At 40.2% G+C, this 22952-nt stretch carries 22 protein-coding genes and 2 tRNA genes; 17 read left to right on the top strand and 7 right to left on the bottom strand.

From position 1 onward, the window contains the following. Positions 1-61 precede the first annotated feature (61 nt). From acpP to CKV69_RS06750, 3 genes are all read left to right on the top strand, one after another. Positions 62-292, top strand: coding sequence for an acyl carrier protein (acpP, locus tag CKV69_RS06760; RefSeq protein ID WP_005725021.1), 231 nt, complete (start codon positions 62-64; stop codon positions 290-292). Positions 293-520: 228 nt separating this feature from the next. After that, positions 521-1852, top strand: coding sequence for an anaerobic C4-dicarboxylate transporter (locus CKV69_RS06755; protein ID WP_014326381.1), 1332 nt, complete (start codon positions 521-523; stop codon positions 1850-1852). 112 nt (positions 1853-1964) lie between these two features. Continuing rightward, complete coding sequence (locus tag CKV69_RS06750) at positions 1965-2873, top strand: DUF2167 domain-containing protein (protein WP_014326380.1); 909 nt, start codon at positions 1965-1967, stop codon at positions 2871-2873. Between the two features lie 47 nt (positions 2874-2920). On the opposite strand, the gene rho is transcribed toward CKV69_RS06750, so the two are convergent. Further along, positions 2921-4183: a transcription termination factor Rho gene (gene rho / locus CKV69_RS06745; RefSeq protein WP_005725026.1), complete on the bottom strand. Its 1263-nt coding sequence runs from the start codon at positions 4181-4183 to the stop codon at positions 2921-2923. 213 nt (positions 4184-4396) lie between these two features. Here rho and rhlB point away from each other — a divergent pair, with 213 nt between their 5' ends. From rhlB to lipA, 10 genes are all read left to right on the top strand, one after another. Continuing rightward, positions 4397-5668, top strand: a complete 1272-nt coding sequence (gene rhlB, locus CKV69_RS06740; protein ID WP_005752382.1) for an ATP-dependent RNA helicase RhlB — start codon at positions 4397-4399, stop codon at positions 5666-5668. Positions 5669-5724: 56 nt separating this feature from the next. After that, positions 5725-6036: a ribosome silencing factor gene (gene rsfS / locus CKV69_RS06735; protein ID WP_005755549.1), complete on the top strand. Its 312-nt coding sequence runs from the start codon at positions 5725-5727 to the stop codon at positions 6034-6036. Positions 6037-6039: 3 nt separating this feature from the next. Next, positions 6040-6507: a 23S rRNA (pseudouridine(1915)-N(3))-methyltransferase RlmH gene (gene rlmH, locus CKV69_RS06730; RefSeq protein WP_014326379.1), complete on the top strand. Its 468-nt coding sequence runs from the start codon at positions 6040-6042 to the stop codon at positions 6505-6507. 12 nt (positions 6508-6519) lie between these two features. Further along, entirely contained in the window at positions 6520-8454 is a 1935-nt protein-coding gene (gene mrdA / locus CKV69_RS06725) for a penicillin-binding protein 2 (protein WP_005752384.1), read from the top strand. Beyond that, entirely contained in the window at positions 8454-9569 is a 1116-nt protein-coding gene (gene rodA, locus CKV69_RS06720) for a rod shape-determining protein RodA (RefSeq protein ID WP_005725028.1), read from the top strand. Before mrdA ends, rodA begins: the two co-directional genes overlap by 1 nt. 49 nt (positions 9570-9618) lie before the next feature. Further along, positions 9619-10503, top strand: a complete 885-nt coding sequence (locus tag CKV69_RS06715) for a septal ring lytic transglycosylase RlpA family protein (protein ID WP_005755551.1) — start codon at positions 9619-9621, stop codon at positions 10501-10503. Between the two features lie 26 nt (positions 10504-10529). Next, positions 10530-11714 (top strand): serine hydrolase, encoded by a 1185-nt coding sequence (locus tag CKV69_RS06710; RefSeq protein WP_005752389.1) that lies wholly within the window; start codon positions 10530-10532, stop codon positions 11712-11714. A 102-nt stretch (positions 11715-11816) separates the two neighbouring features. Beyond that, positions 11817-12113, top strand: coding sequence for a DUF493 family protein YbeD (ybeD, locus tag CKV69_RS06705; protein WP_005719420.1), 297 nt, complete (start codon positions 11817-11819; stop codon positions 12111-12113). Positions 12114-12119: 6 nt separating this feature from the next. Continuing rightward, positions 12120-12776 carry a lipoyl(octanoyl) transferase LipB gene (lipB, locus tag CKV69_RS06700; protein ID WP_005725032.1) on the top strand — a complete coding sequence of 219 codons (657 nt, stop codon included), beginning with the start codon at positions 12120-12122 and terminating at the stop codon, positions 12774-12776. A gap of 64 nt (positions 12777-12840) precedes the next feature. Continuing rightward, positions 12841-13803: a lipoyl synthase gene (gene lipA, locus CKV69_RS06695; protein WP_005719422.1), complete on the top strand. Its 963-nt coding sequence runs from the start codon at positions 12841-12843 to the stop codon at positions 13801-13803. Between the two features lie 77 nt (positions 13804-13880). Here lipA and CKV69_RS06690 read toward each other — a convergent pair whose 3' ends face one another. Together CKV69_RS06690 and CKV69_RS06685 are read right to left on the bottom strand one after the other, a co-directional pair. After that, positions 13881-14300: a DUF417 family protein gene (locus tag CKV69_RS06690; RefSeq protein ID WP_014326376.1), complete on the bottom strand. Its 420-nt coding sequence runs from the start codon at positions 14298-14300 to the stop codon at positions 13881-13883. 190 nt (positions 14301-14490) lie between these two features. Beyond that, positions 14491-15726: a YadA family autotransporter adhesin gene (locus CKV69_RS06685; RefSeq protein WP_014326375.1), complete on the bottom strand. Its 1236-nt coding sequence runs from the start codon at positions 15724-15726 to the stop codon at positions 14491-14493. A gap of 440 nt (positions 15727-16166) precedes the next feature. On the opposite strand from CKV69_RS06685, the gene CKV69_RS10670 reads away from it, so the two are divergent. After that, positions 16167-16334, top strand: coding sequence for a hypothetical protein (locus CKV69_RS10670; protein WP_157738541.1), 168 nt, complete (start codon positions 16167-16169; stop codon positions 16332-16334). A 56-nt stretch (positions 16335-16390) separates the two neighbouring features. Here the strand turns inward: CKV69_RS10670 and CKV69_RS06680 are convergent. Continuing rightward, a tRNA-Arg gene (locus CKV69_RS06680) sits at positions 16391-16467 on the bottom strand. 30 nt (positions 16468-16497) lie between these two features. Further along, positions 16498-16574 (bottom strand) — tRNA-Pro (locus CKV69_RS06675). 158 nt (positions 16575-16732) lie between these two features. On the opposite strand from CKV69_RS06675, the gene folD reads away from it, so the two are divergent. After that, positions 16733-17587, top strand: coding sequence for a bifunctional methylenetetrahydrofolate dehydrogenase/methenyltetrahydrofolate cyclohydrolase FolD (gene folD, locus CKV69_RS06670; RefSeq protein WP_005725034.1), 855 nt, complete (start codon positions 16733-16735; stop codon positions 17585-17587). A gap of 576 nt (positions 17588-18163) precedes the next feature. Here folD and tnpA read toward each other — a convergent pair. Together tnpA and CKV69_RS06655 are read right to left on the bottom strand one after the other, a co-directional pair. Continuing rightward, positions 18164-18628: an IS200/IS605 family transposase gene (tnpA, locus tag CKV69_RS06660; protein WP_014325726.1), complete on the bottom strand. Its 465-nt coding sequence runs from the start codon at positions 18626-18628 to the stop codon at positions 18164-18166. Positions 18629-18810: 182 nt separating this feature from the next. Then, entirely contained in the window at positions 18811-19311 is a 501-nt protein-coding gene (locus CKV69_RS06655) for a single-stranded DNA-binding protein (protein WP_005719438.1), read from the bottom strand. Positions 19312-19482: 171 nt separating this feature from the next. Here CKV69_RS06655 and uvrA point away from each other — a divergent pair, with 171 nt between their 5' ends. After that, on the top strand, positions 19483-22314 hold the full coding sequence (uvrA, locus tag CKV69_RS06650) for an excinuclease ABC subunit UvrA (RefSeq protein ID WP_010907420.1): 2832 nt from the start codon (positions 19483-19485) through the stop codon (positions 22312-22314). Between the two features lie 70 nt (positions 22315-22384). Continuing rightward, complete coding sequence (gene sodC, locus CKV69_RS06645) at positions 22385-22945, top strand: superoxide dismutase family protein (RefSeq protein WP_038641419.1); 561 nt, start codon at positions 22385-22387, stop codon at positions 22943-22945. The last annotated feature ends 7 nt before the right edge of the window (positions 22946-22952 follow it).

The raw sequence follows: 22952 nt of genomic DNA, 5'->3' as shown, positions 1-22952 counted from the left end.
AAAAATATATACACTACTAACTCATCGCAGTGAGCGAAAAACTAAACATAGGAAGAAACAAATGAGCATTGAAGAACGCGTAAAAAAAATCATCGTTGAACAATTAGGCGTTAAAGAAGACGAAGTTAAACCTGAAGCGTCTTTCGTTGAAGATTTAGGTGCGGATTCTTTAGATACTGTTGAATTAGTCATGGCTTTAGAAGAAGAGTTCGATATCGAAATTCCAGACGAAGAAGCTGAGAAAATCACGACAGTTCAATCTGCGATCGATTACGTTCAAAACAATCAATAATTCGTATTTAGGCGGTGTTATCACCGCCTAAATTTTTTCTCTTTTCTCTTCTGATTATGCCTTTTCTTATCCCTCCTTTTTTAGCCAATTTCATTTCTTTGATTTAAACCAAAAAATTGTTTAATTCTTATAAAAAATTACATCAAAGAGAATGAAAACGATTGTGTGCAAAGAGAAATCAAGTATGATTGTTTCTAGAATTTTTTATAACATTTTAGAGGTATATTTATGCTTTATTTAGAGTTTTTATTCCTGCTGGTCGCCCTTTATTTGGGTAGCCGTTTTGGCGGGATCGGGCTTGGTGTGGTATCTGGTATTGGTTTATTAATTGAAGTCTTTATTTTCCGCATGCCTCCAACTTCACCACCGATTGAAGTGATGTTAATTATTTTAGCCGTCGTGACTTGTGCTTCCATTTTAGAAGCCGCGGGCGGGCTAAAATTCATGTTGCAGATCGCAGAGCGAGTGTTACGCAGTAATCCAAAACGTGTCACCATTTTGGGACCTTTAGTGACATATACGATGACCTTTATGCTCGGTACGGGTCATGCCGTTTATTCGATTATGCCAATCATTGGTGATGTGGCATTAAAAAATAAAATTCGTCCAGAACGCCCGATGGCTGCGGCTTCTGTGGCTTCACAACTTGCGATTACGTCGAGCCCAATTTCTGCGGCAGTGGTGTATTATTTAGCACAAATCGTTGCCCTGCCGGGTTTTGAACATGTCACCTTGTTAAGCATCATTTCTGTGACTGTACCGGCGACTTTAATCGGCACGATTGCATTGTCTTTATATAGCTTACGTCGTGGTAAAGAACTCGAGGCTGATCCTGAGTATCAACGTCGTTTAGAAGATCCAGTTTGGCGTGATCGTATTTTAAATACCACGAGTACATCTTTAAACGAAACATTACCACCAGCGGCAAGACATGCGGTTTATTTATTCTTATTAGCCTTAATTACTATTGTAATTATCGCGATGTTCCCTGAGATTCGTACTATTGGTGAAGCGAAAAAACCGATTTCTATGTCATTAATTATTCAAATGATGATGCTTGGTTTCGGCGGGATTATTTTGTTGGTGACCAAAACCAATGTCGAAACTGTACCAAATGGGGTGGTCTTTAAATCGGGTATGGTTGCAGCCATTGCGATTTTCGGTATCGCCTGGATGAGTGATACTTATTTCCAATATGCAATGCCGTCGTTTAAAGCGGGTATTACAGAAATGGTACAAACCTATCCATGGACATTTGCCTTTGCCTTGTTTGCGGTATCTGTGGTGATTAACAGCCAAGCAGCAACCGCACGGATGTTATTACCAGTAGGGATTGCGATGGGATTACCAGCACCATTACTTGTTGGATTAATGCCGGCAACCTATGGTTATTTCTTTATCCCGAACTATCCATCTGATATTGCCACCGTGAACTTTGATGTGACAGGCACAACCAAAATTGGTAAATATTACTTTAACCACAGTTTCATGGTGCCGGGATTAATTGGTGTGGTGACAGCCTGTTGTGTAGGATATACCTTGGCACAAATTCTGATTTAAGTATTCCTTTCTGTTTTCCCATGCGGTCATAAAGTAATTTATTGACCGCATTTTTTTACTTGAGCATAATCAATACCTTGATATTCAGTAGGCACTTAGGAATCGACAACTCATGAAAATACTTATCAAATTGACCGCACTTTTACTATTAGGATTGAGCTGGCATGTGAATGCAGAGAACAGCGTAGAAGAAGATTGGCTTTATGAGCAACTCTTTTCACAAGCCATTGAAGGTCCTGCAACTATTCCTTTAGCGGATCAAGCCACTTTCGCTTTGCCGGCAGGGATGATTTTTCTACCAGCGGAAGAAGCTAATCAATATATGGAATTAATCGGCAATAATCAGATCTTGGGACGTCTTGGTATTGTGATGGAAGATAATGAGGATTCCGAATGGATAGCAGATATTCTGTTCGATGATGTGGGCTATGTATCTGATAAAGAGGCGCGTAAGTGGGATGCTCAAGCACTTTTTACTGCTTTGCGTGAAGGAGATGAAGAACAAAATAAAATTCGTCGCGAGAGAGGTATCGCAGAAATTGAAATGGTAGATTGGATTCAAAAACCGACCTATGATGAGAAAAATAACCGTTTGATTTGGGCGGTTAATTTAAAAGAAGTAGGACCTTATGCCAATCCTGAGTTGGATAATACCATTAATTACAATACTTATGTGTTAGGTCGTGAAGGCTATATTGAATTAGGGTTTATTACAGGCGAGGATCGGATTAAAGCGGAACAACATATTGCGCAAGATTTACTATCACGGATTCGTTTTAATACAGGAAAGCGCTATGCTGATTTTGATCCAGCTACAGATGCAGTCTATGAACATGGCTTAACGAGCTTAATTGGTGGTATTACTTTAGCCACAAAACTTGGTTTATTTGCTGTGATAACGGCTTTTGTGGCGAAATTTTGGAAAATACTGGTGGTTGTGTTGTTGGCGCTCGGATTTGTCTTGAAAGGGCTTTGGCGTAACAAAGCAAAAAAAGAAGCAAATAAGCAGATTGTCGAATAAAGAAAAAGCCTCAAAATTGATTTTGAGGCTTTTATTTTGTGATGAGGTTATGAACGTTTCATCATTTCAAAAAACTCATCATTGGTTTTGGCGACCATGAGTTTATCAATGAGGAATTCCATCGCTTCCACTTCGCCCATTGGATGTAAGATTTTACGTAGGATCCACATTTTTTGTAGTTCATCTGGGCTTGTGAGTAAATCTTCTTTACGGGTGCCTGAACGGTTGAAGTCAATGGCTGGGAAAACGCGTTTTTCGGCAATTTTGCGCGAAAGATGCAATTCCATATTACCGGTTCCTTTGAACTCTTCAAAGATAACTTCGTCCATTTTTGAGCCCGTATCTACGAGTGCTGTGGCGATAATGGTTAAGCTACCACCTTCTTCGACATTACGTGCTGCACCGAAGAAACGTTTTGGACGGTGTAACGCATTAGCATCCACACCACCAGAAAGAATTTTGCCTGATGCCGGAGTGACGGTGTTATAAGCACGTGCCAAACGTGTAATTGAGTCAAGGAGGATCACCACGTCTTTTTTATGCTCAACAGAACGTTTTGCTTTCTCAATCACCATTTCAGCGACTTGTACGTGGCGAGTTGCGGGTTCATCAAAGGTCGAAGCAATCACCTCACCTTTAACCGAACGTTGCATTTCAGTCACTTCTTCTGGACGTTCGTCAATTAATAACACGATCAATTCACATTCAGGGTAATTGTAAGTAATGCTTTGTGCGATGTTTTGTAACAACATTGTTTTACCGGCTTTGGGTGGCGCCACAATCAAACCACGTTGCCCTTTACCAATCGGGGAGGCTAAATCCAAAATGCGGGCAGTTAGATCTTCCGTTGAGCCGTTACCTCGCTCCATTCTGAGACGAGAGTTCGCATGTAAAGGGGTTAAGTTTTCGAATAAAATCTTGCTACGGGACACTTCAGGTCGGTCGTCATTGACTTGATCGACTTTTAATAACGCAAAATAACGTTCACCTTCTTTAGGTGGACGAATTTTACCTTCAATTTTATCACCTGTTTGTAAGTTGAAACGACGGATTTGACTTGGTGAAACATAGATATCATCAGGGCCGGCAAGGTAGGAACTGTCAGCGGAGCGTAAGAAACCGAAACCATCGGGTAGAATTTCTAACACACCACCACCAAAGATGTCCTCACCGCTTTTAGCGTGTTGTTTTAAGATTGCGAAGACAATGTCTTGTTTGCGTAGGCGAGCTAGATTTTCTAAGCCCATTTGACCTTCACCGAGTTCCACTAATTCAGAAACGGGTCTATTTTTAAGTTCTGTAAGATGCATAATATTTGAGGGTTGTTATTGATTTGATTATAAAGAATAAAAAAGGTGAATATGTGATTTTTTAGAATGTGCGTAAATTATCACTAAAACCTATGGGTGTCTAGTTTTAGTACGGTGTTTTTACTAAAAAAGTGAAAAAGTGCGGTCATTTTTTGGGGATTTTATCACTTCGTGCTATTCTTAACGCAATTTTTCTCACAGATTTATTCTTTTATGCAAAATAATTATTTATCGCAACTTCGTTTTTCTGATTTACCCTTGCACCATCAGGTGCTTGCTGCGTTACAAGAAAAAGGCTTTGATTACTGTACCCCGATTCAAGCACTTTCTTTGCCGATGAGTTTGGCGGGAAAAGATGTGGCTGGACAAGCACAAACCGGTACAGGCAAAACGATGGCGTTTTTAACAGCGACTTTTCATCATTTATTAACTCAACAAGGCGATAAAGGGGGACGTCAGCCGCGCGCCTTGATTCTTGCACCAACGCGTGAGCTTGCTGTTCAAATCAATAATGATGCAGCGTTACTTACGAAAGCCACAGGATTAAAAACAGGACTTGCCTATGGCGGTGATGGCTATGAGAAACAACTCAAAGCCATTGAGCAAGGTGTTGATATTTTAATTGGTACCACTGGACGTGTGATTGACTATGTGAAACAAGGCATTGTGCGTTTAGACAAAATTCAAGTGGTCGTGTTAGATGAAGCGGATCGGATGTTTGATCTTGGCTTTATTAAAGATATTCGTTATTTATTGCGTAAATGCCCAGCGCCACAACACCGTTTGACCATGCTATTTTCTGCGACCTTATCCTATAAAGTGCGCGAATTGGCGTTTGAGGATATGAATGATCCGGAATATGTAGAAATTGAACCCTTACAAAAAACGGGACATCGTATTAAAGAAGAACTTTTTTATCCTTCAAACCAAGATAAGATGGCGTTGTTGCTCACGTTGTTAGAAGAAGAATGGCCAGAACGTTGCATTATTTTTGCTAACACGAAACATCGTTGTGAAGACATCTGGGGCTATCTGGCGGCAGATGGTCACCGTGTGGGGCTACTCACTGGTGATGTCGCACAGAAAAAACGCCTTTCACTGTTGAAGCAATTTACCGAAGGGCATTTGGATATTCTCGTGGCGACCGATGTGGCTGCACGTGGTTTACATATCTCTGATGTGTCGCATGTGTTTAATTATGACTTGCCAGATGATCGCGAGGACTATGTACACCGTATCGGTCGTACTGGGCGGGCGGGGGAGAGTGGAGTGTCGATTAGTTTTGCGTGTGAAGAATATGCGATGAATTTGCCCGCAATTGAAGAATATATCTCACATAGTATTCCTGTCAGTCAATATGATGTGGCGGCGTTATTGACCTTGCCAAAACCGTATCGGATCAAGCGTGGCAATAACAACAGCAAAAATAGTGCAAATTCAAACCGCACTTTTCAGAAAAAGCGCAGTCTAAAACGAAACTTTTAAGCCCATTGAAGTCGTGATAGAATTTGCGACTTTTTTATCATGAAGGAAAACCTATTTTGAATACCTTAGTCGATTTTATTATTGATAAGTTAGATGATTTAAAAGCCACGGATATTTTACGCTTAGATGTGCGTGGCAAATCGCCGATTACTGATGATATGGTAATTTGTACTGGCAACTCGAGTCGTCATGTGTCTTCGCTGGCACAAAATTTGATTACGGAATGTAAACAAGCAGGATTTGAAACCTTTGGCGATGAAGGACAAGAAACGGCAGATTGGATCGTCGTTGATTTAGGGCAAGCGATTGTGCATATTATGCAAGCAGACAGTCGAGAGATGTATCAGCTTGAGAAACTATGGGGCTAATCAGTGAAGATTCAACTGATTGCCGTGGGTACCAAAATGCCGAACTGGGTGACGACGGGATTTGAAGAATATCAACGTCGTTTTCCCAAAGAGATGCCTTTTGAGCTTATTGAAATTCCAGCCGGAAAACGCGGTAAAAATGCGGACATTAAACGTATTTTAGAACAAGAAGGCAAAGCGATGTTAGCCGTGTGTGGAAAAAGCCGTATCGTCACGTTAGATATTCCCGGTAAACCTTGGACTACGGAGCAATTGGCTACGCAGCTAGAGGTCTGGAAAAACGATGGGCGTGATCTCAGTTTACTGATTGGTGGTCCAGAAGGGCTGTCTGCCGAATGTAAAGCAGCAGCAGAACAAAGTTGGTCATTATCACCGCTTACGCTACCGCATCCGCTCGTGCGTGTTGTGGTCGCCGAGAGTTTGTATCGTGCTTGGTCTGTGACCATGAATCATCCATATCATCGTGAATAATGCTGTGATTCAATGAAAAAGTTAAAAAAATTGTTGGCTAAACCACAACAAGAATTGATTAGAGATAAAAAATCGGAGCGCAATTTATTTGCCCGCCGAGCATTAGTTTCATTTATTTTTGTGTGGGTGCTGACGGCAATTTTGGCAACCAATTTATACCATTTACAAATCGTCAATTACGACAGTTATCAGACTCGTTCAAATGGTAACCGCATTAAATTGTTACCTCTTCCGCCTACTCGTGGGCTTATCTATGATCGTTATGGCAAATTGTTAGCGGAAAATTTAACCTTTTTTGGTCTCTATATTGTGCCTGAAAAAGTGGAAAATTTAGAGCGCACTTTTGAAGAATTGAAAGCGATTGTGGGACTGACGGAAGAGGATATTGAAAATTTCAAAAAGGAGCGCCGTCGCGCTTCGCGTTACACCTCTATTTTACTGAAACCACACTTAACTGAGGAGCAGATAGCCCGTTTTTCGGTCAATCAATACCGTTTTACCAGTCTAGAAGTGAAGCCGTATTTTAAACGCCATTATTTATACGGAGAACCCTTAACGCATATTCTGGGTTATGTCGCGAAAATTAATGATAAAGATGTTGAACGCCTAAAAAAAGAAGGGAAGTTTGCAAATTACGCAGGCACACATGATATTGGTAAATTGGGCATTGAACGTTATTACGAAACACAATTACACGGGAGTACAGGCTTTGAAGAAGTGGAAGTCAATAACCGCGGTAAAGTGATCCGTAAATTACGCGAACAGCCAGCGATTGCAGGAAAAAGCATTCATTTGACTATTGATTTAGAATTGCAACGTTATATTACTGATTTGCTTAGTGGGCAAAAAGGGGCGGTTGTAGTGTTAGATCCAAAAGATAATAGCATTCTCGCGATGGTTTCCACACCAAGTTATGACAACAATTTATTTGTTGATGGTATATCCAGTGCAGATTATAAACGGTTATTAAATGATCCAAACCGTCCTTTATATAGTCGCGTAACACAAGGTGCTTATCCGCCAGCTTCGACTGTCAAACCGTTTATTGGTGTTGCAGCATTACATGAAAATGTGATTACACAAAACATGACCATTTTTGATCCTGGCTATTGGGTTCTACCAAATACTACCAAGCGTTTCCGGGATTGGAAAAAAACGGGGCATGGGCATACGGACTTGAATAAAGCGATTGTGGAATCGTCTGATACATATTTTTACCAAACCGCTTATAACATGGGCATTGATCGTTTATCCGATTGGATGAAACGCTTTGGTTTCGGTGTGCCGACAGGTATTGATATTCAGGAAGAAACGGCAGGGATTATGCCAAGTCGTGAGTGGAAACAAAAGCGCCATAAACGCCCATGGGTACAAGGCGATACGATTTCCGTTGGGATTGGGCAGGGTTATTGGATTGCCACCCCCTTACAAGTGGCAAAAGCCACCAGTATTTTAATCAATGAAGGGAAAGTTCATACACCACATTTAATGAAAAGTGTGGAGGGCAGTACAGTTGAACCTTACCAAGATCCACTGTTATATGAAGATATTACTGAGCCTAAAGCGGCCTACTGGGACGCGGCTAAGCGAGGTATGTATAACGTGGTCAATGCTGCGAATGGCACGGGACGTAAAGCCTTCATTGGAACCAGTTATCGTGTTGCGGGCAAATCAGGGACCGCGCAAGTCTTTAGTTTGAAAGAAAACCAAACTTATGATGCGAGTGGATTGAAAAAAGAATTGCATGATCATGCTTGGTTTACTGCTTATGCGCCTTATGATGATCCTAAAATGGTGGTGGCGATTATTTTAGAAAATGCGGGAGGGGGATCCAGTGTGGCAGCGCCTGTGGTGCGTCAAATTATGGATTATTATTTAACGCAACGATTGCCTCAAATATCGCGTTTATCTCCTGCTGACTCGTTAGCAACTGAGGACTCAGAATAATGCATAAAAAGAATATTTGGCTGTCTTTATGGCGCAAATTGCACATTGATTTATGGCTGTTGATCGGATTGATTGTAATTTCCGGTTATGGCTTACTGGTCTTATATAGTGCGTCAGGGGGGAATGAAGCGATGTTTCGTAACCGCTTGATCCAAGTTGCCTTAGGCTTTGCGGTCATGTTGGTGATGGCACAATTCCCGCCGAAGTTTTATCAGCGCATTGCTCCTCTGCTTTTTGGTGTCGGTATTATTTTATTAATTTTAGTGGATGTGATTGGGACGACGAGTAAAGGGGCACAACGCTGGTTAGATCTGGGGTTATTTCGTTTCCAACCCTCAGAAATTGTAAAACTGGCAGTGCCTTTGATGGTGGCGGTTTACCTTGGGAAACGACCATTGCCACCAACGTTAGGTCAGACCTTTATTGCACTGATTTTAATCCTCGTTCCGACATTGTTAGTGGCAATTCAGCCGGATTTAGGCACATCGATTTTGGTGAGCGCATCGGGGCTATTTGTCGTCTTTCTAGCAGGAATGAGCTGGTGGTTGATTCTGATTGCGGTTGTTGGGGTGGCTTGCTTTATTCCGATTATGTGGTTCTATTTAATGCATGATTACCAACGAACGCGTGTATTAACACTCTTCGATCCAGAAAAAGATCCATTAGGGGCAGGATTTCATATTTTACAGTCAAAAATTGCGATTGGCTCGGGCGGATTAAGTGGTAAAGGCTGGATGGAAGGAACACAGTCGCAGTTAGAGTTTTTACCTGAACCGCATACGGATTTTATTTTTGCGGTATTAAGTGAAGAATATGGCATGATCGGCTTTCTGATTTTAATGGCCATTTATTTATTTATTGTGGGGCGCGGATTGATGATCGGAGTCAACGCTCAAACCGCCTTTGGACGAATTTTAGTGGGCGCGATTACGCTGATTTTCTTCATTTATGTGTTTGTGAATATTGGCATGGTTAGCGGGATCTTGCCTGTAGTTGGTGTGCCTTTACCTTTAGTCAGTTATGGTGGCACATCTTTTGTTACCTTAATGGCAGGATTTGGGCTGATTATGTCCATTCATACCCATAAAGAACATTTTTTAAAGGGAACTAATTAAACGATTTATTATCTTAGATAGTGATTCTTAATAATTGAACTGAACGATGATGAAACAAAAAATTTTTCAAATATTGACCGCACTTTGTTGCATATTCTATGTGATGAGTGCTCAAGCAATAGATGCAAAGAAGCTTTATGGTTTACAAGGCCCGAAGTTGATCTATCAAGCACCCGTAACCAAATCACATCATTATGTGGTGAAAGGGGTGAGTTATCGCACACAAACGTCCAAAGAGGCCAGTGGCTATGCGAGAGATGGTATTGCCAGCTTTTACCATAAAAAATTTAATGGACGAAAAACGGCGAGTGGTCAAATTTACAACGAAAATTTATATACGGCTGCGCATAAAACGCTCCCCTTGAACAGCTATGTGTTGGTTACGAATTTACGTAATCAACGTAAAGTGATCGTGCGTATTAATGACCGAGGACCTTTTGTAAAAGGTCGAATTATTGATTTATCACGTGCTGCTGCACGAGAAATCGGCTTAATTGGTAGTGGTGTTGGTCATGTGCGTGTGGAACTGATACAGTTAGATAGACAAGGGCGAATTTCAGGCGCAGCCAGTGCGACGTTGGCAAAATTAGCCAAGAACCAAGAGGCAGTCAATATGTTACTGCAAGGAGAGGATACGGTCGAATTAACACAACATACTGAAGAAAAAACAGTAAAAGCAGCGACCACTAAGCCTGAAAAATATACAACGGTTTATAAAATCCGTATACTTAATTTAGATTCAAAAAAACAAGCTGAAAAATTAATTAGTAAATTGGGACGTGAGGATATTCGTGCGGACATCACAGTAAATCAGGATAAATTTGATATTTACTTTGGACCGTTTAGCGATAAATCTCAAGTCAATGACGTCAAAGCACAATTAAGAAAATTGAATTACTCGAAACCATTAATTGTGTACACCTTTGACGATTAACCTTATTTAAGATGGATACGGAGAGTATGTTTAAAACAGTTGTAACGAAAAGTAAAATCGCATTGATAACGGGCTTATGTATTGCCCCAAGTTTGTTGGCGCAAGATATTGATTATGGGATTGCGGTGCCACAATTGAATGCGCAAACCTTTATTTTAATGGATTATAATTCGGGTGCGGTTATTGCTGCATTGAATCCTGACCAACGCCAATATCCTGCCTCATTAACAAAAATGATGACCAGTTATGTCGTTGGCGATGCTTTAAAACAAGGTAAAATCAATAATGCGGATAGAGTGACGATTGGCGAAAGTGCATGGGGAAAGAATTTTCCTGGCTCGTCAAAAATGTTCTTAAATTTAAATCAGCAAGTGTCTGTGTCTGATTTAAACCGCGGTGTGATTATTGTGTCAGGTAATGATGCCTCTGTGGCCATTGCAGAGCATGTTGCTGGTTCTGTACCTGCCTTTGTTGACGCTATGAATAAATATGCGCAACAATTTGGCTTAAAAAATACGCATTTTACCACGGTACATGGTTTAGATGAGGATAATCAATATTCCTCTGCCCGCGATATGGCGATTATTGGTGCGCATTTAATCCGTGATTTACCGGAAGAATATAAAATTTACGCGGAAAAGGATTTTACTTTTAATAAGATTAAACAGAATAACCGTAATGGCTTGTTATGGGATAAAAGCATTCAAGTGGATGGCATTAAAACGGGGCATACGGATAAAGCAGGTTATAACTTAGTTGCTTCAGCGACCAATGCAAACAATATGCGTTTGATTTCGGTGGTGATGGGTGTACCAACGATTAAAGGACGTGAAGTCGAAAGTAAAAAATTATTGCAGTGGGGATTCGCGAATTTTGATACTTTTAAAACCCTTGAAGCCGGTAAAGCGATTTCTGAGCAATCTGTTTATTATGGTGACATGGGGAAAGTGTCTTTAGGGGTATTACAAGATGGATTTATTACGATCCCGAAAGGCAAACAAACTGAGTTAAAAGCCCGTTATGAACTCAATAAAAAATACTTGCAAGCACCGTTAGCGAAAGGTGAAGTGGTGGGTCAAGTCGTTTATCAATTAGAGGGTAAAGACATCGCGAAAATTGATTTACAAGTGATGCAAGAAGTCCAAGAAGGCGGTATTTTTGGTAAGGCTTGGGATTGGTTAGTCCTAACTGTAAAAAGTTTGTTTGATTAATCAAAAACTCACCCCATATTGAAAAGCAAGAAACCGCAATTTGATGACCGCACTTTTTAGCGAAAAGTGCGGTTCATCTTTGATAAAGAGTAGGATGGAACAATGACAGAAAAAATCATAAAACTCAATGAGATGCCACAAGCGAAATTAAAAGATCTACTGGAATTCCCGTGCGCTTTTACCTTTAAAGTTGTTGGAGCGAATCGTGCGGATCTGATAGATGATGTTGTGGTTGTGGTACAAAAATATGCAAAAGGGGATTACAATCCGCGTCAGCAATTAAGTAGCAAAGGTACCTACAATTCGGTGTCTATTGATATCATTGCAGAGCACATTGAACAAGTCGAAGTGCTTTATGTTGAGCTTGCCAAAATTGATGGCGTAAGAATGGTGCTATAACGAAAAATGCCTAATCTATCCCCACTACTTGTTCGCCAACTTGGCATACAAGATTACCAAACGGTTTGGCAACAAATGCAAACCTTTACTGATTCACGCGATGTGGATACACAAGATGAAATCTGGCTCGTTCAACACCCTGCGGTTTTTACTCAAGGGCAAGCAGGTAAAGCAGAACATTTATTGCAACAAACGACTATTCCAGTGGTGCAATCTGATCGGGGTGGACAAATCACCTATCATGGCTTAGGACAACAAGTGATGTATGTGTTGATTGATATTAAACGCCAAAAAGCCTTAGGTAATGAATTTAATGTACGCCAATTAGTGAGCGCGCTTGAACAAGCGGTGGTGAATACCTTAGCAGATTATGGCATTCACGCTTATCCCAAAGCGGATGCGCCCGGTGTGTATATTGATGAGAAGAAGATTTGTTCTTTAGGCTTACGAATTCGTAAGGGTTGCTCTTTTCATGGTCTGGCGTTGAATATTAATATGGATTTATCGCCATTCCATTTTATTAATCCTTGTGGTTATGCCGGTTTAGAAATGTGCCAGTTAGCGGATTTCATTGATCCTCAACAAGCAAGCTGTGAAAAAGTCGCACCGAAATTAGTTGCACACTTTGCACAATTATTAGGATATAATGCAACAAATTTTTAACATTTCTGAAAGTTGTTGAAAACCGACCGCACTTTCAAACGTCATTAGAAGTTAAGGAACCAAGATGGGTACACCTTTTAAAATGGAACGTGGTGTCAAATACCGTGATGCTGCTAAAACGTCCATTATCCCGGTAAAAAATATCGATCCAAATCAGGAATTATTAAAAAAACCGGAATGGATGAAAATCAAACTCCCTGCGAATTCTGCCAAAATTGATAGCATTAAAAACGGCATGCGTCGTCATGGTTTACACTCAGTGTGTGAAGAAGCATCGTGCCCGAATTTACATGAATGTTTTAATCACGGAACAGCAACCTTCATGATTTTAGGGGCAATTTGTACTCGCCGTTGTCCTTTCTGTGATGTGGCGCATGGTAAGCCTTTACCGCCGGATCCTGAAGAACCACGTAAGTTAGCGGAGACAATCCAAGACATGAAATTGCGTTATGTGGTGATTACTTCGGTGGATCGTGATGACTTGCCTGATCGTGGTGCGGGTCACTTTGCGGAATGTGTAAAAGAAATTCGTCAGCTCAATCCAAATATCAAAATTGAGATTTTGGTTCCTGATTTTCGTGGGCGAATTGAGCAAGCGTTGGATAAATTGAAAGACAATCCACCAGATGTGTTTAACCATAATTTAGAAAATGTACCACGTTTATACCGTGAAATTCGTCCAGGAGCAGATTATCAATGGTCTTTGAAATTGCTTAAAGATTTTAAAGCGATGTTTCCACATATTCCGACCAAATCAGGTTTAATGGTGGGGTTAGGTGAAACTAATGAAGAGATTCTGCAAGTGATGCAAGATCTACGCGATCATGGTGTGACTATGTTAACCTTAGGGCAATATTTACAACCAAGTCGCCATCATTTACCTGTTGCGCGTTATGTACCACCCGCAGAGTTTGATGAGTTCCGTGATAAAGCACAAGCTATGGGCTTTGAACACGCTGCTTGCGGTCCGTTTGTGCGTTCTTCTTATCATGCAGACTTGCAAGCCAAAGGCGAAATTGTGAAATAATGCCTTGATAAAACTTGAAAAATAAAAAATGGAAAGGGTTTAACTTTCCATTTTTTCTTACCAGATTGTACATGTTCTCAAAGAGGGTAAGCACGATTTAAATCATATTTAAATAAAACGAGTGCGATGCCAATTAATAAAATATCTTTAAAAATAAACCCATTAAACCCTAATTGCGGTAATAGACTTACTGTGACCAGTGCTGTGATAAGGACTAAGCCACTACCCAATAACCCTGCTTTAGGCTGTCTAAATCCGATAATTAAGCCGAGATAAGCCAGAGTTTCGATAATCCCTAATAAATAACTTGTTTTATATACACCAAATAAGTCGTAAAGAAAGCTTAACCAGCTAGCGGAAATAATTGGTTTCAGAGCTTCTACTTCAAATTCAAACCATTTAGTATTAGCAAAAATAAAAAAGAGCAGAATAACGACAAGTCGAAGTACGATCATATCAAGATCAGACTGTTGAAGTTTTTTACAATATAATAGCATGTTATTTCCTTTATATTTTATCTTATAAATTTGTCATGTATTAGACGGAAAGGATAGTTATCTCTTACAGGAGAAAGTAGATAAAAGAAAAAATAAGGATAAAAAAAGAGGATATAAGAGAATAGAAAATACATAAAATACGGTAAGCTTTAGCTTACCGTATTCATTGCATTGACAAATGATAATAAAATTACCATCCCCAACCAATACCGGCTCCGACGTTGAAATGACCTTGTGTATTAGCACTACCGGATGCTTTGAAGACGATAGGTGAATTTTCCGCCATACGACTAATACCAAATGCCGCTGCAGATTGACCTCTATAAGAGCCTACGGCAACAGATACCATGGATTGACCATTACGGAACGCTTGTGGTAAGTTTGCGATAGCGGTTGAACCGGCAATACCTGCTTTCAAGTCAGAGTTAATAGTATTAAGTTTATTTTCTAAATGATGGAAATCCACTCTGAGGTTAGCCACATTTTTTGTATTTTGGTCGACAGTGGTATTGACTTTCTTAAGTTGTGCTACGTTGACTGCATCAGTATCTTTTGAACCTGCTGAAAGATTATGGATTTGACGAGTTATTTTTTCATCCTCATTATGGCTATCTTTACCTACGGATACCCCAGCACGTGTTGATTTCCATGTTGCATTTTGCTCATTTTCTGCTAAAAAGCCTACTTCACCCTTAGCTATATCTGAGACTGAAGAACTACCTAATGCAACTGCATCAGTTTCCATAGAAACTGCAGAAGTACCTAAGCTTACAGTATTGCTAACCTGATGTTCAACAACAGTGATTTCTTTATTAGGGTCGAGGCTGGCGGTAACTCGTTTATTTATCATATGGCTAGTTTTTGTTTTTGTCCCAGCGGCATTACCAATTGCAATATTGCTATCACCCTTCACACCAATACCTGCTCCTGCACCATTAGCAATATTACCGTTTCCAGTCACATTTCGACCTGCATAAGCTCCATTAGCAATATTTGCATTTCCTTGAACGTTGTTTCCACTAAAGATACCTGAACTTTGATTAGCATGGGATTTACCGCTTTTACCAATATCACGCCCCGCCATATAGCCAAGTGATGAATTAAAGGATCCATTAACTTCAGAACCAGATGCACGTCCCATAGCTATATTATTACTTCCATCCACATTATTTCCAGCTTTGTATGAAATAGAAATATTATTATTACCTTTGACCTGTTGACCTGCATCAGCAGAAATAGCAACATTGGTATCTCCTGTTACATTACGTCCAGCATTTGTAGAAATAGCAACATTATTTTTGCCTACTGTATTAGTTCCAGCATTTCTGCCTTCTTTGATATTTCCATCACTATCGACAGCAGCATAATTAGCTGAGCTAATGAGTGCAAAAATACCTAACATAAAAATGTTGTGTTTTTTTAACATATAATATCCTTAAATTAAGAAGATGAATAAAAATGAAAAGTTATTGTATATTTCTATATGCTGTTTGCAGTTTAAGCAAATTGCGCATATATTATATACAAAATTGTAAATTTAACCATACAGAAATATATATTTGCATATCTTTCATTACAATTGATTTACTTTACTTTACTTTACTTTTCAATGAATTACATTTTCTTGTGTGGTCTGATGAGTGTCTTATTGATAATAATGCAGATGAGTAAAATTGTTGTATAGGTTCCTGTAAGGTAGGGAAAAATGCAATATTATGCCGATGAGTGTTAAAAATACCTTTCTTTTATACAATAGTATGGCGTAGATATTTAACTTGATGAAATAATGAAATAATGAAATAATGAAATAATGAAATAATGAAATAATGAAATAATGAAATAATGAAATAATGAAATAATGAAATTATGATTGTGTGTGATATTAGTGATATTAGTGATATTAGTGATATTAGTGATATTAGTGATATTAGTGATATTAGTGATATTAGTGATATTAGTGATATTAGTGATATTAGTGATATTAGTGATATTAGTGATATTAGTGATATTAGTGATATTAGTGATATTGGATAAATATGAGGGTCTAAGCTTATTACTTGAATTGAACTTGTTGAGAATAAGAAAATTAATGGCACGCCCTATTGGATTCGAACCAATGACCTACGGCTTAGAAGGCCGTTGCTCTATCCAGCTGAGCTAAGGGCGCATTTCAAATGGATACGGGGAAGAAAAGAAGTGGTCGGCGAGATAGGATTTGAACCTACGACCCACTGGTCCCAAACCAGTTGCGCTACCAAGCTGCGCTACTCGCCGACGAATGTGTAGCATTATAGTTTTCTTTTAATTCCAGTCAATGACTTTTTTCTATTTTTCAATCAAACGCTTAAATTTATCTCAATTTGACTTACATTTACAGGCGTTTTTTGCGAGAATAGCAAACGTTTTCTTTCACGTAAATAAAGGATAAAGTCATGACTGCACAAGTGATTTCTGGCACAGAACTCTCGAAAACAATTAAATCCCAAGTAGCACAAAAAATCGAAACCTATACTCAGCAGGGCAAACGCTCACCGGGTTTAGCGGTGATTCTCGTGGGGGCGGATCCGGCTTCTCAAGTCTATGTAGGAAGTAAGCGTAAAAGTTGTGCAGAAATTGGGATCCAGTCAAAATCCTATGATTTACCTGAAACCACGCAAGAAAGTGAATTATTGGCATTAATTGATGAATTAAATGCAGATACGACGGTAGATGGGATTTTAGTACAATTACCACTTCCTAAACATATTGATAGCACAAAAGTGATTGAACGTATTACGCCTGAAAAAGATGTAGATGGTTTTCATCCTTATAATGTGGGGCGTTTATGTCAACGTATTCCGACTTTACGTGCTTGCACGCCTTATGGCGTGATGAAATTGCTCGAAACCACGGGGATTGATTTACACGGTAAGCATGCAGTGATTGTCGGTGCATCAAATATAGTGGGACGCCCGATGGCACTTGAGTTGTTATTGGCAGGCTGTACTGTCACCGTAACGCATCGTTTTACCAAAGATCTCGCACATCACGTTCGTCAAGCGGATATTCTTGTGGTTGCGGTGGGCAAACCGAAGTTTATTCCGGGCGATTGGATCAAAGCGGGGGCAATTGTGATTGATGTCGGGATTAACCGTCAGGAAGGGAAATTAGTCGGCGATGTGGAATACGATGTGGCACTTGAAAAAGCAGGATACATTACACCCGTTCCTGGTGGTGTAGGTCCCATGACGGTGGCAATGTTAATGTTTAATACCTTGTCAGCGTATGAAATGAAAATAGCCTCTTAGAATTGGTGTAGCAAAGTGCGGTTGACTTTAAGTAAAAATTCACCGCACTTTTATAAGTGGATTGTTCTTTTGTTCTTAAAGATTGCGCGTGCCTTTTTGAGTAAGGGGATTAACCCTTAGTAATCGACAGCCAAAAATTTACTTGGTATAAACATAAGTGCTATCAACTGCCTGAAATAGCACAGAAAATCACCTTGAAACATAAGTCGTTATCTCTTTATGATGGCGATATTTACAATTATTTAGGGTTGGAAGACCTGTTTGATATTACACAACAAGAAGAAAGCAAAACTCAGTGAGGATACGCTTCTAGTTGTTTTTGCTGCCAGTTCACCGCTTTTTATTACAGATGGGAACCTAGATTCAGATAAATTGGATATGGATATTTTTAATCATGTCATACGCACGATTTTGTCATGAAAGGAAGAGATTGCATGTGTGTTTGAGCCATCTGGAGGATGAATAACAATCCGCCCGTAAAACGGGCGGTTTTTAGGCCACCCTATAAGGGCCTAGTACTTCACATGCCCCTCAAGGGGCATGTGAATTCTGACAACCGTTCAATAACTCTGTTGCCTACCCCTTAAAGGGGTCCATATATTCTTTCTTCGATAAATTATCCTGAATCATATCTTCCTTTTCCTGATTTCGGATATATTCCTCTACAATTTTTGTATTTAAACCTACTGTACTTACATAATAGCCTTTCGCCCAAAAATTTCGATTCCCATACTTATATTTCAAATTTGCATGTCTTTCAAATATCATTAGCGATGACTTACCTTTTAAATACCCCATAAAACTTGAAACGGCCAGTTTCGGAGGTATCCTTAACAGCATATGGATATGCTCTTTCATTGCATATGCCTCTATTATCTCTACATTCTTGTAGTGACATAATTGTCTTAGTATCCCTCCTATATCAACTCGCAATTTTCCATAAATTGCTTTTCTCCTATACTTAGGGATAAAGACTATGTGGTACTTACAGTTCCATCTTGTGTGTGATAGACTTGAATCGTCATTGGATTTACTTGCCATGACTTATCCTCCTATATGTTGAATTTTGGTTGTCAGCCTTGTTCATTATAGGAGGATGTTTTGTTCTGCTCACCGCTTAAGCTTTTCTGTTCCATACGCAAAGCGTATGGTTTTTATAGCTAGACTTTGTCTAGCTATAATTAAAACAACCCCTAACATTGCTAGGGGTTGTTTTTTTATGGTTAAAACGGAATATTATCTTCCTCAAAGCCCATGTCCATTGGAGGTTCGTTTTGTGGAGCGGGTTTTGTCGCTGGACGAGAAGGTTGTGCGCCGTAGCCACCTGTTGGGGCATTATATTGTGGCGAAGCGGTTTGTGGGGCATAGCCGCCGGTTTGTTGACGTTCGTTACGGCTGTCGAGCATTTGCAACACGTCGCCTTGGATCTCGGTAGTGTAGCGGTCTTGCCCATTTTGGTCTTGCCATTTACGGGTTTTTAGGCGCCCTTCTACATACACTTTTGAACCTTTACGCAGATATTCCCCAGCCACTTCAGCTTGGCGACGGTAGAATACGATGCGATGCCATTCGGTGACTTCACGACGTTCGTTAGTATTTTTGTCGATCCAGCTTTCACTGGTCGCGACGCTGATATTGGCTACGGCTTCACCATTTGGCATTGTGCGGATTTCAGGATCGTTACCTAAGTTTCCTACAATAATTACTTTATTTACTCCAGCCATATAGTCCTCTTACGTTTTCTTTCAAATTGTGCTGATCATTTTGACTATTTTGCCCTAAAATGAGAAAAAGATCTATGTTAAAAAATAAGATTAACTGGATATTTGCACAGTTATTTCAGAATGTGCGATAATGAACGCAATTTGGACAATTTTTGATGGCTTTTTGTATTTATGGATAAGATTGAGGTACGTGGGGCGAGAACCCATAATTTAAAAAATATTAATTTAACTATTCCTCGTGATAAATTAATTGTGATTACGGGATTATCGGGATCAGGTAAATCTTCTTTAGCCTTTGATACCCTGTATGCTGAGGGACAACGCCGTTATGTAGAATCCTTGTCGGCATATGCACGTCAATTCTTATCCCTAATGGAAAAGCCGGATGTGGATCATATTGAAGGATTATCGCCGGCGATTTCTATTGAACAAAAATCTACCTCACATAATCCGCGTTCAACGGTGGGTACGGTCACCGAAATTCATGATTACTTACGTCTTCTTTTTGCTCGAGTAGGGGAACCGCGTTGTCCGAATCATGATGTGCCTTTAGCGGCACAAACCATTAGCCAGATGGTGGATAAGGTATTGAGTTTGCCTGAAGAAAGCAAAATGATGTTGCTGGCTCCAGTGGTGAAAGAACGTAAGGGTGAACATGTTAAATTATTAGAGCAAATTGCCGCCCAAGGTTATATTCGAGCCAGAATTGACGGTGAAATTTGTGATTTATCTGATGCACCTAAATTAGAATTACATAAAAAACATACTATTGAAGTGGTTGTGGACCGTTTTAAGGTGCGGTCTGATTTAGCCACAAGATTAGCAGAATCCTTTGAAACAGCATTGGAATTATCTGGTGGCACCGCTGTAGTTGCTTCCATGGATGAGCCTGAAACGGAAGAATTGGTCTTTTCGGCTAATTTTGCTTGTCCACATTGTGGGTATTCCGTGCCAGAATTAGAACCTCGTTTATTTTCTTTTAATAATCCCGCCGGGGCGTGTCCGACTTGCGATGGCTTAGGTGTGCAACAATATTTTGATGAAAAACGCGTGGTGCAAAACCCGAGTATTTCGTTAGCCAGTGGCGCAGTAAAAGGCTGGGATCGTCGTAACTTCTATTACTACCAAATGCTCACCTCCTTAGCGAAGCATTATGAATTTGATATTGAATCACCTTTTGAGGCACTGCCGAAAAAAATCCAGCAGATTATTTTAAATGGTTCAGGTAAGGAAGAAATTGAGTTTCAATACATGAATGATCGCGGCGATGTAGTCGTGCGTCATCATGCATTTGAAGGCATTCTAAATAATATGGCGCGCCGTTATAAAGAAACGGAATCGCTGTCTGTGCGTGAAGAATTAGCGAAAAATATCAGTACCTGTCCTTGCCATGATTGTGGGGGTTCACGTTTACGTCAAGAGGCACGTCATGTGTATATTGGCACCACCACTTTACCTGATGTGGCAGAAAAGAGTATTGGCGAAACGTTGCATTTCTTTAGTGAATTGCATTTAAGCGGGCAAAGAGCTCAAATTGCTGAGAAAATCTTAAAAGAAATTAAAGAGCGCTTACAATTTTTAGTCAATGTAGGGTTGGATTATCTTTCACTTTCTCGTTCAGCAGAAACCTTGTCTGGTGGGGAAGCACAGCGAATTCGTTTAGCCAGTCAAATTGGTGCGGGTTTAGTGGGGGTGATGTATGTGCTAGATGAGCCGTCTATTGGTTTGCATCAACGTGATAATGAGCGATTACTGAATACATTGCTTCACTTACGTAACTTAGGGAACACCGTGATTGTGGTAGAACATGATGAAGATGCCATTATGGCGGCAGATCATATTATTGATATTGGTCCCGGGGCAGGAGTTCATGGTGGGCAAATTGTGGCAGAAGGTTCGGCAAAGGCGATTATGGCTAATCCACACTCAATTACGGGGAAATTTTTATCTGGGGTCGAGAAAATCGAAATTCCCGCAAAACGGACCGCACTTGATAAGAAAAAAATGCTGAAATTAGAAGGGGCAACGGGGAATAATCTGAAATCAGTGAATTTAGCCATTCCAGTAGGATTGTTTACCTGTGTGACAGGTGTTTCGGGGTCAGGGAAATCGACCTTGATTAATGATACGTTGTTCCCATTAGCACAAAATGCCTTGAATCGTGCGGAAAATACGCAATTTGCGCCTTATCAATCCATTTCGGGTTTAGAATTTTTTGATAAAGTAATTGATATTGACCAAAGTCCAATTGGTCGTACACCGCGTTCGAATCCTGCCACTTATACTGGCTTATTTACGCCGATTCGAGAATTATTTGCGGGCGTGCCTGAGTCGAGAGCCCGGGGTTATAATCCCGGACGTTTTAGTTTTAATGTACGCGGTGGACGCTGTGAGGCCTGTCAAGGCGATGGTGTGATTAAAGTAGAGATGCACTTTTTGCCCGATGTGTATGTGCCTTGTGAGCAATGTAAGGGAAAACGTTATAATCGAGAAACCTTAGAGATCCGTTACAAAGGTAAAACGATTCATCAAGTGTTAGAAATGACGGTAGAAGAAGCGCGCGAGTTTTTTGATGCGATTCCGCAGATCGCCCGTAAATTACAAACTTTAATGGATGTTGGTTTATCCTATATTCGTTTAGGACAATCTTCGACCACGTTATCGGGTGGGGAAGCGCAACGAGTGAAATTAGCAACGGAGCTTTCAAAACGTGATACAGGGAAAACTTTGTATGTATTAGATGAACCGACGACAGGTTTACATTTTGCTGATATTAAACAGCTATTAACAGTCTTGCATCGTTTACGTGATCAAGGCAATACGATAGTGGTGATTGAGCACAATTTAGATGTGATCAAAACAGCCGATTGGATTATTGATTTAGGTCCTGAAGGGGGGAATGGCGGTGGACAAATTATTGCCACAGGCACACCAGAACAGGTCGCTGAAGTGAAAGGTTCACATACCGCACGCTTCTTAAAAACGCTTTTACAAAAGCGCTAAAAAGCCACCATCATTGCAGTAAAATAACCCGGCGATTTAGCATTATTTTACACTCAACAAGGAGATTAATATGAAAAAAACAGTATTAGCCCTGATGTTTTCTTGTGGTATGGTGGCTTCTGCATTTGCGCATAATCATGCGGTGGAACATAAACATACCGGCGAAATGCTAGAAGTGAAAGTAGAGTTGCTGGATCCGGTTAAAGGTAATCAAGAAATCGGTAAAGTCGTGATTACTGAATCTGCTTATGGTTTGGTCTTTACGCCAGAATTGAAAAATTTAACGGCGGGTTTGCATGGTTTCCATATTCATCAAAACCCAAGCTGCGATGCCAAAGAAAAAGACGGCAAGTTAGTAGCGGGGTTGGCAGCTGGTGGACATTGGGATCCTAAAAATGCAGGTAAACATGGTTACCCGTGGTCGGATGATGCCCATTTAGGTGATTTACCTGCGTTAGTCGTGAACCAAGATGGTACTGCAAATAACCCAGTGTTAGCGCCACGTTTGAAACATTTGGACGACGTGAAAGGGCGTTCATTAATGATTCATGAGGGCGGTGATAACCATGATGATCACCCAGCACCATTAGGTGGTGGCGGTCCACGTATGGCTTGCGGTGTGATCAAATAAAGCGTAT

It is taken from the genome of Pasteurella multocida (assembly GCF_900187275.1).
Taxonomy (GTDB): domain Bacteria; phylum Pseudomonadota; class Gammaproteobacteria; order Enterobacterales; family Pasteurellaceae; genus Pasteurella; species Pasteurella multocida.
The sequence above is the reverse complement of the archived record's forward strand: the minus strand, read 5'-3'. Positions and strand labels throughout refer to the sequence as shown.

Excerpts from the sequence above, each read along its gene's own strand:
- CKV69_RS06750 (WP_014326380.1), top strand. The coding sequence starts at position 1,965 with ATGAAAATACTTATCAAATTGACCGCACTTTTACTATTAGGATTGAGC.
- ybeD (WP_005719420.1), top strand. The coding sequence starts at position 11,817 with ATGACAGAAAAAATCATAAAACTCAATGAGATGCCACAAGCGAAATTA.
- CKV69_RS06690 (WP_014326376.1), bottom strand. The coding sequence starts at position 14,300 with ATGCTATTATATTGTAAAAAACTTCAACAGTCTGATCTTGATATGATC.
- tnpA (WP_014325726.1), bottom strand. The coding sequence starts at position 18,628 with ATGGCAAGTAAATCCAATGACGATTCAAGTCTATCACACACAAGATGG.
- CKV69_RS06715 (WP_005755551.1), top strand. The coding sequence starts at position 9,619 with ATGAAACAAAAAATTTTTCAAATATTGACCGCACTTTGTTGCATATTC.
- rho (WP_005725026.1), bottom strand. The coding sequence starts at position 4,183 with ATGCATCTTACAGAACTTAAAAATAGACCCGTTTCTGAATTAGTGGAA.
- uvrA (WP_010907420.1), top strand. The coding sequence starts at position 19,483 with ATGGATAAGATTGAGGTACGTGGGGCGAGAACCCATAATTTAAAAAAT.
- lipB (WP_005725032.1), top strand. The coding sequence starts at position 12,120 with ATGCCTAATCTATCCCCACTACTTGTTCGCCAACTTGGCATACAAGAT.
- CKV69_RS06755 (WP_014326381.1), top strand. The coding sequence starts at position 521 with ATGCTTTATTTAGAGTTTTTATTCCTGCTGGTCGCCCTTTATTTGGGT.
- rodA (WP_005725028.1), top strand. The coding sequence starts at position 8,454 with ATGCATAAAAAGAATATTTGGCTGTCTTTATGGCGCAAATTGCACATT.
- CKV69_RS06685 (WP_014326375.1), bottom strand. The coding sequence starts at position 15,726 with ATGTTAAAAAAACACAACATTTTTATGTTAGGTATTTTTGCACTCATT.
- CKV69_RS06655 (WP_005719438.1), bottom strand. The coding sequence starts at position 19,311 with ATGGCTGGAGTAAATAAAGTAATTATTGTAGGAAACTTAGGTAACGAT.
- CKV69_RS10670 (WP_157738541.1), top strand. The coding sequence starts at position 16,167 with ATGATTGTGTGTGATATTAGTGATATTAGTGATATTAGTGATATTAGT.
- acpP (WP_005725021.1), top strand. The coding sequence starts at position 62 with ATGAGCATTGAAGAACGCGTAAAAAAAATCATCGTTGAACAATTAGGC.
- rhlB (WP_005752382.1), top strand. The coding sequence starts at position 4,397 with ATGCAAAATAATTATTTATCGCAACTTCGTTTTTCTGATTTACCCTTG.
- mrdA (WP_005752384.1), top strand. The coding sequence starts at position 6,520 with ATGAAAAAGTTAAAAAAATTGTTGGCTAAACCACAACAAGAATTGATT.
- CKV69_RS06710 (WP_005752389.1), top strand. The coding sequence starts at position 10,530 with ATGTTTAAAACAGTTGTAACGAAAAGTAAAATCGCATTGATAACGGGC.
- sodC (WP_038641419.1), top strand. The coding sequence starts at position 22,385 with ATGAAAAAAACAGTATTAGCCCTGATGTTTTCTTGTGGTATGGTGGCT.
- folD (WP_005725034.1), top strand. The coding sequence starts at position 16,733 with ATGACTGCACAAGTGATTTCTGGCACAGAACTCTCGAAAACAATTAAA.
- lipA (WP_005719422.1), top strand. The coding sequence starts at position 12,841 with ATGGGTACACCTTTTAAAATGGAACGTGGTGTCAAATACCGTGATGCT.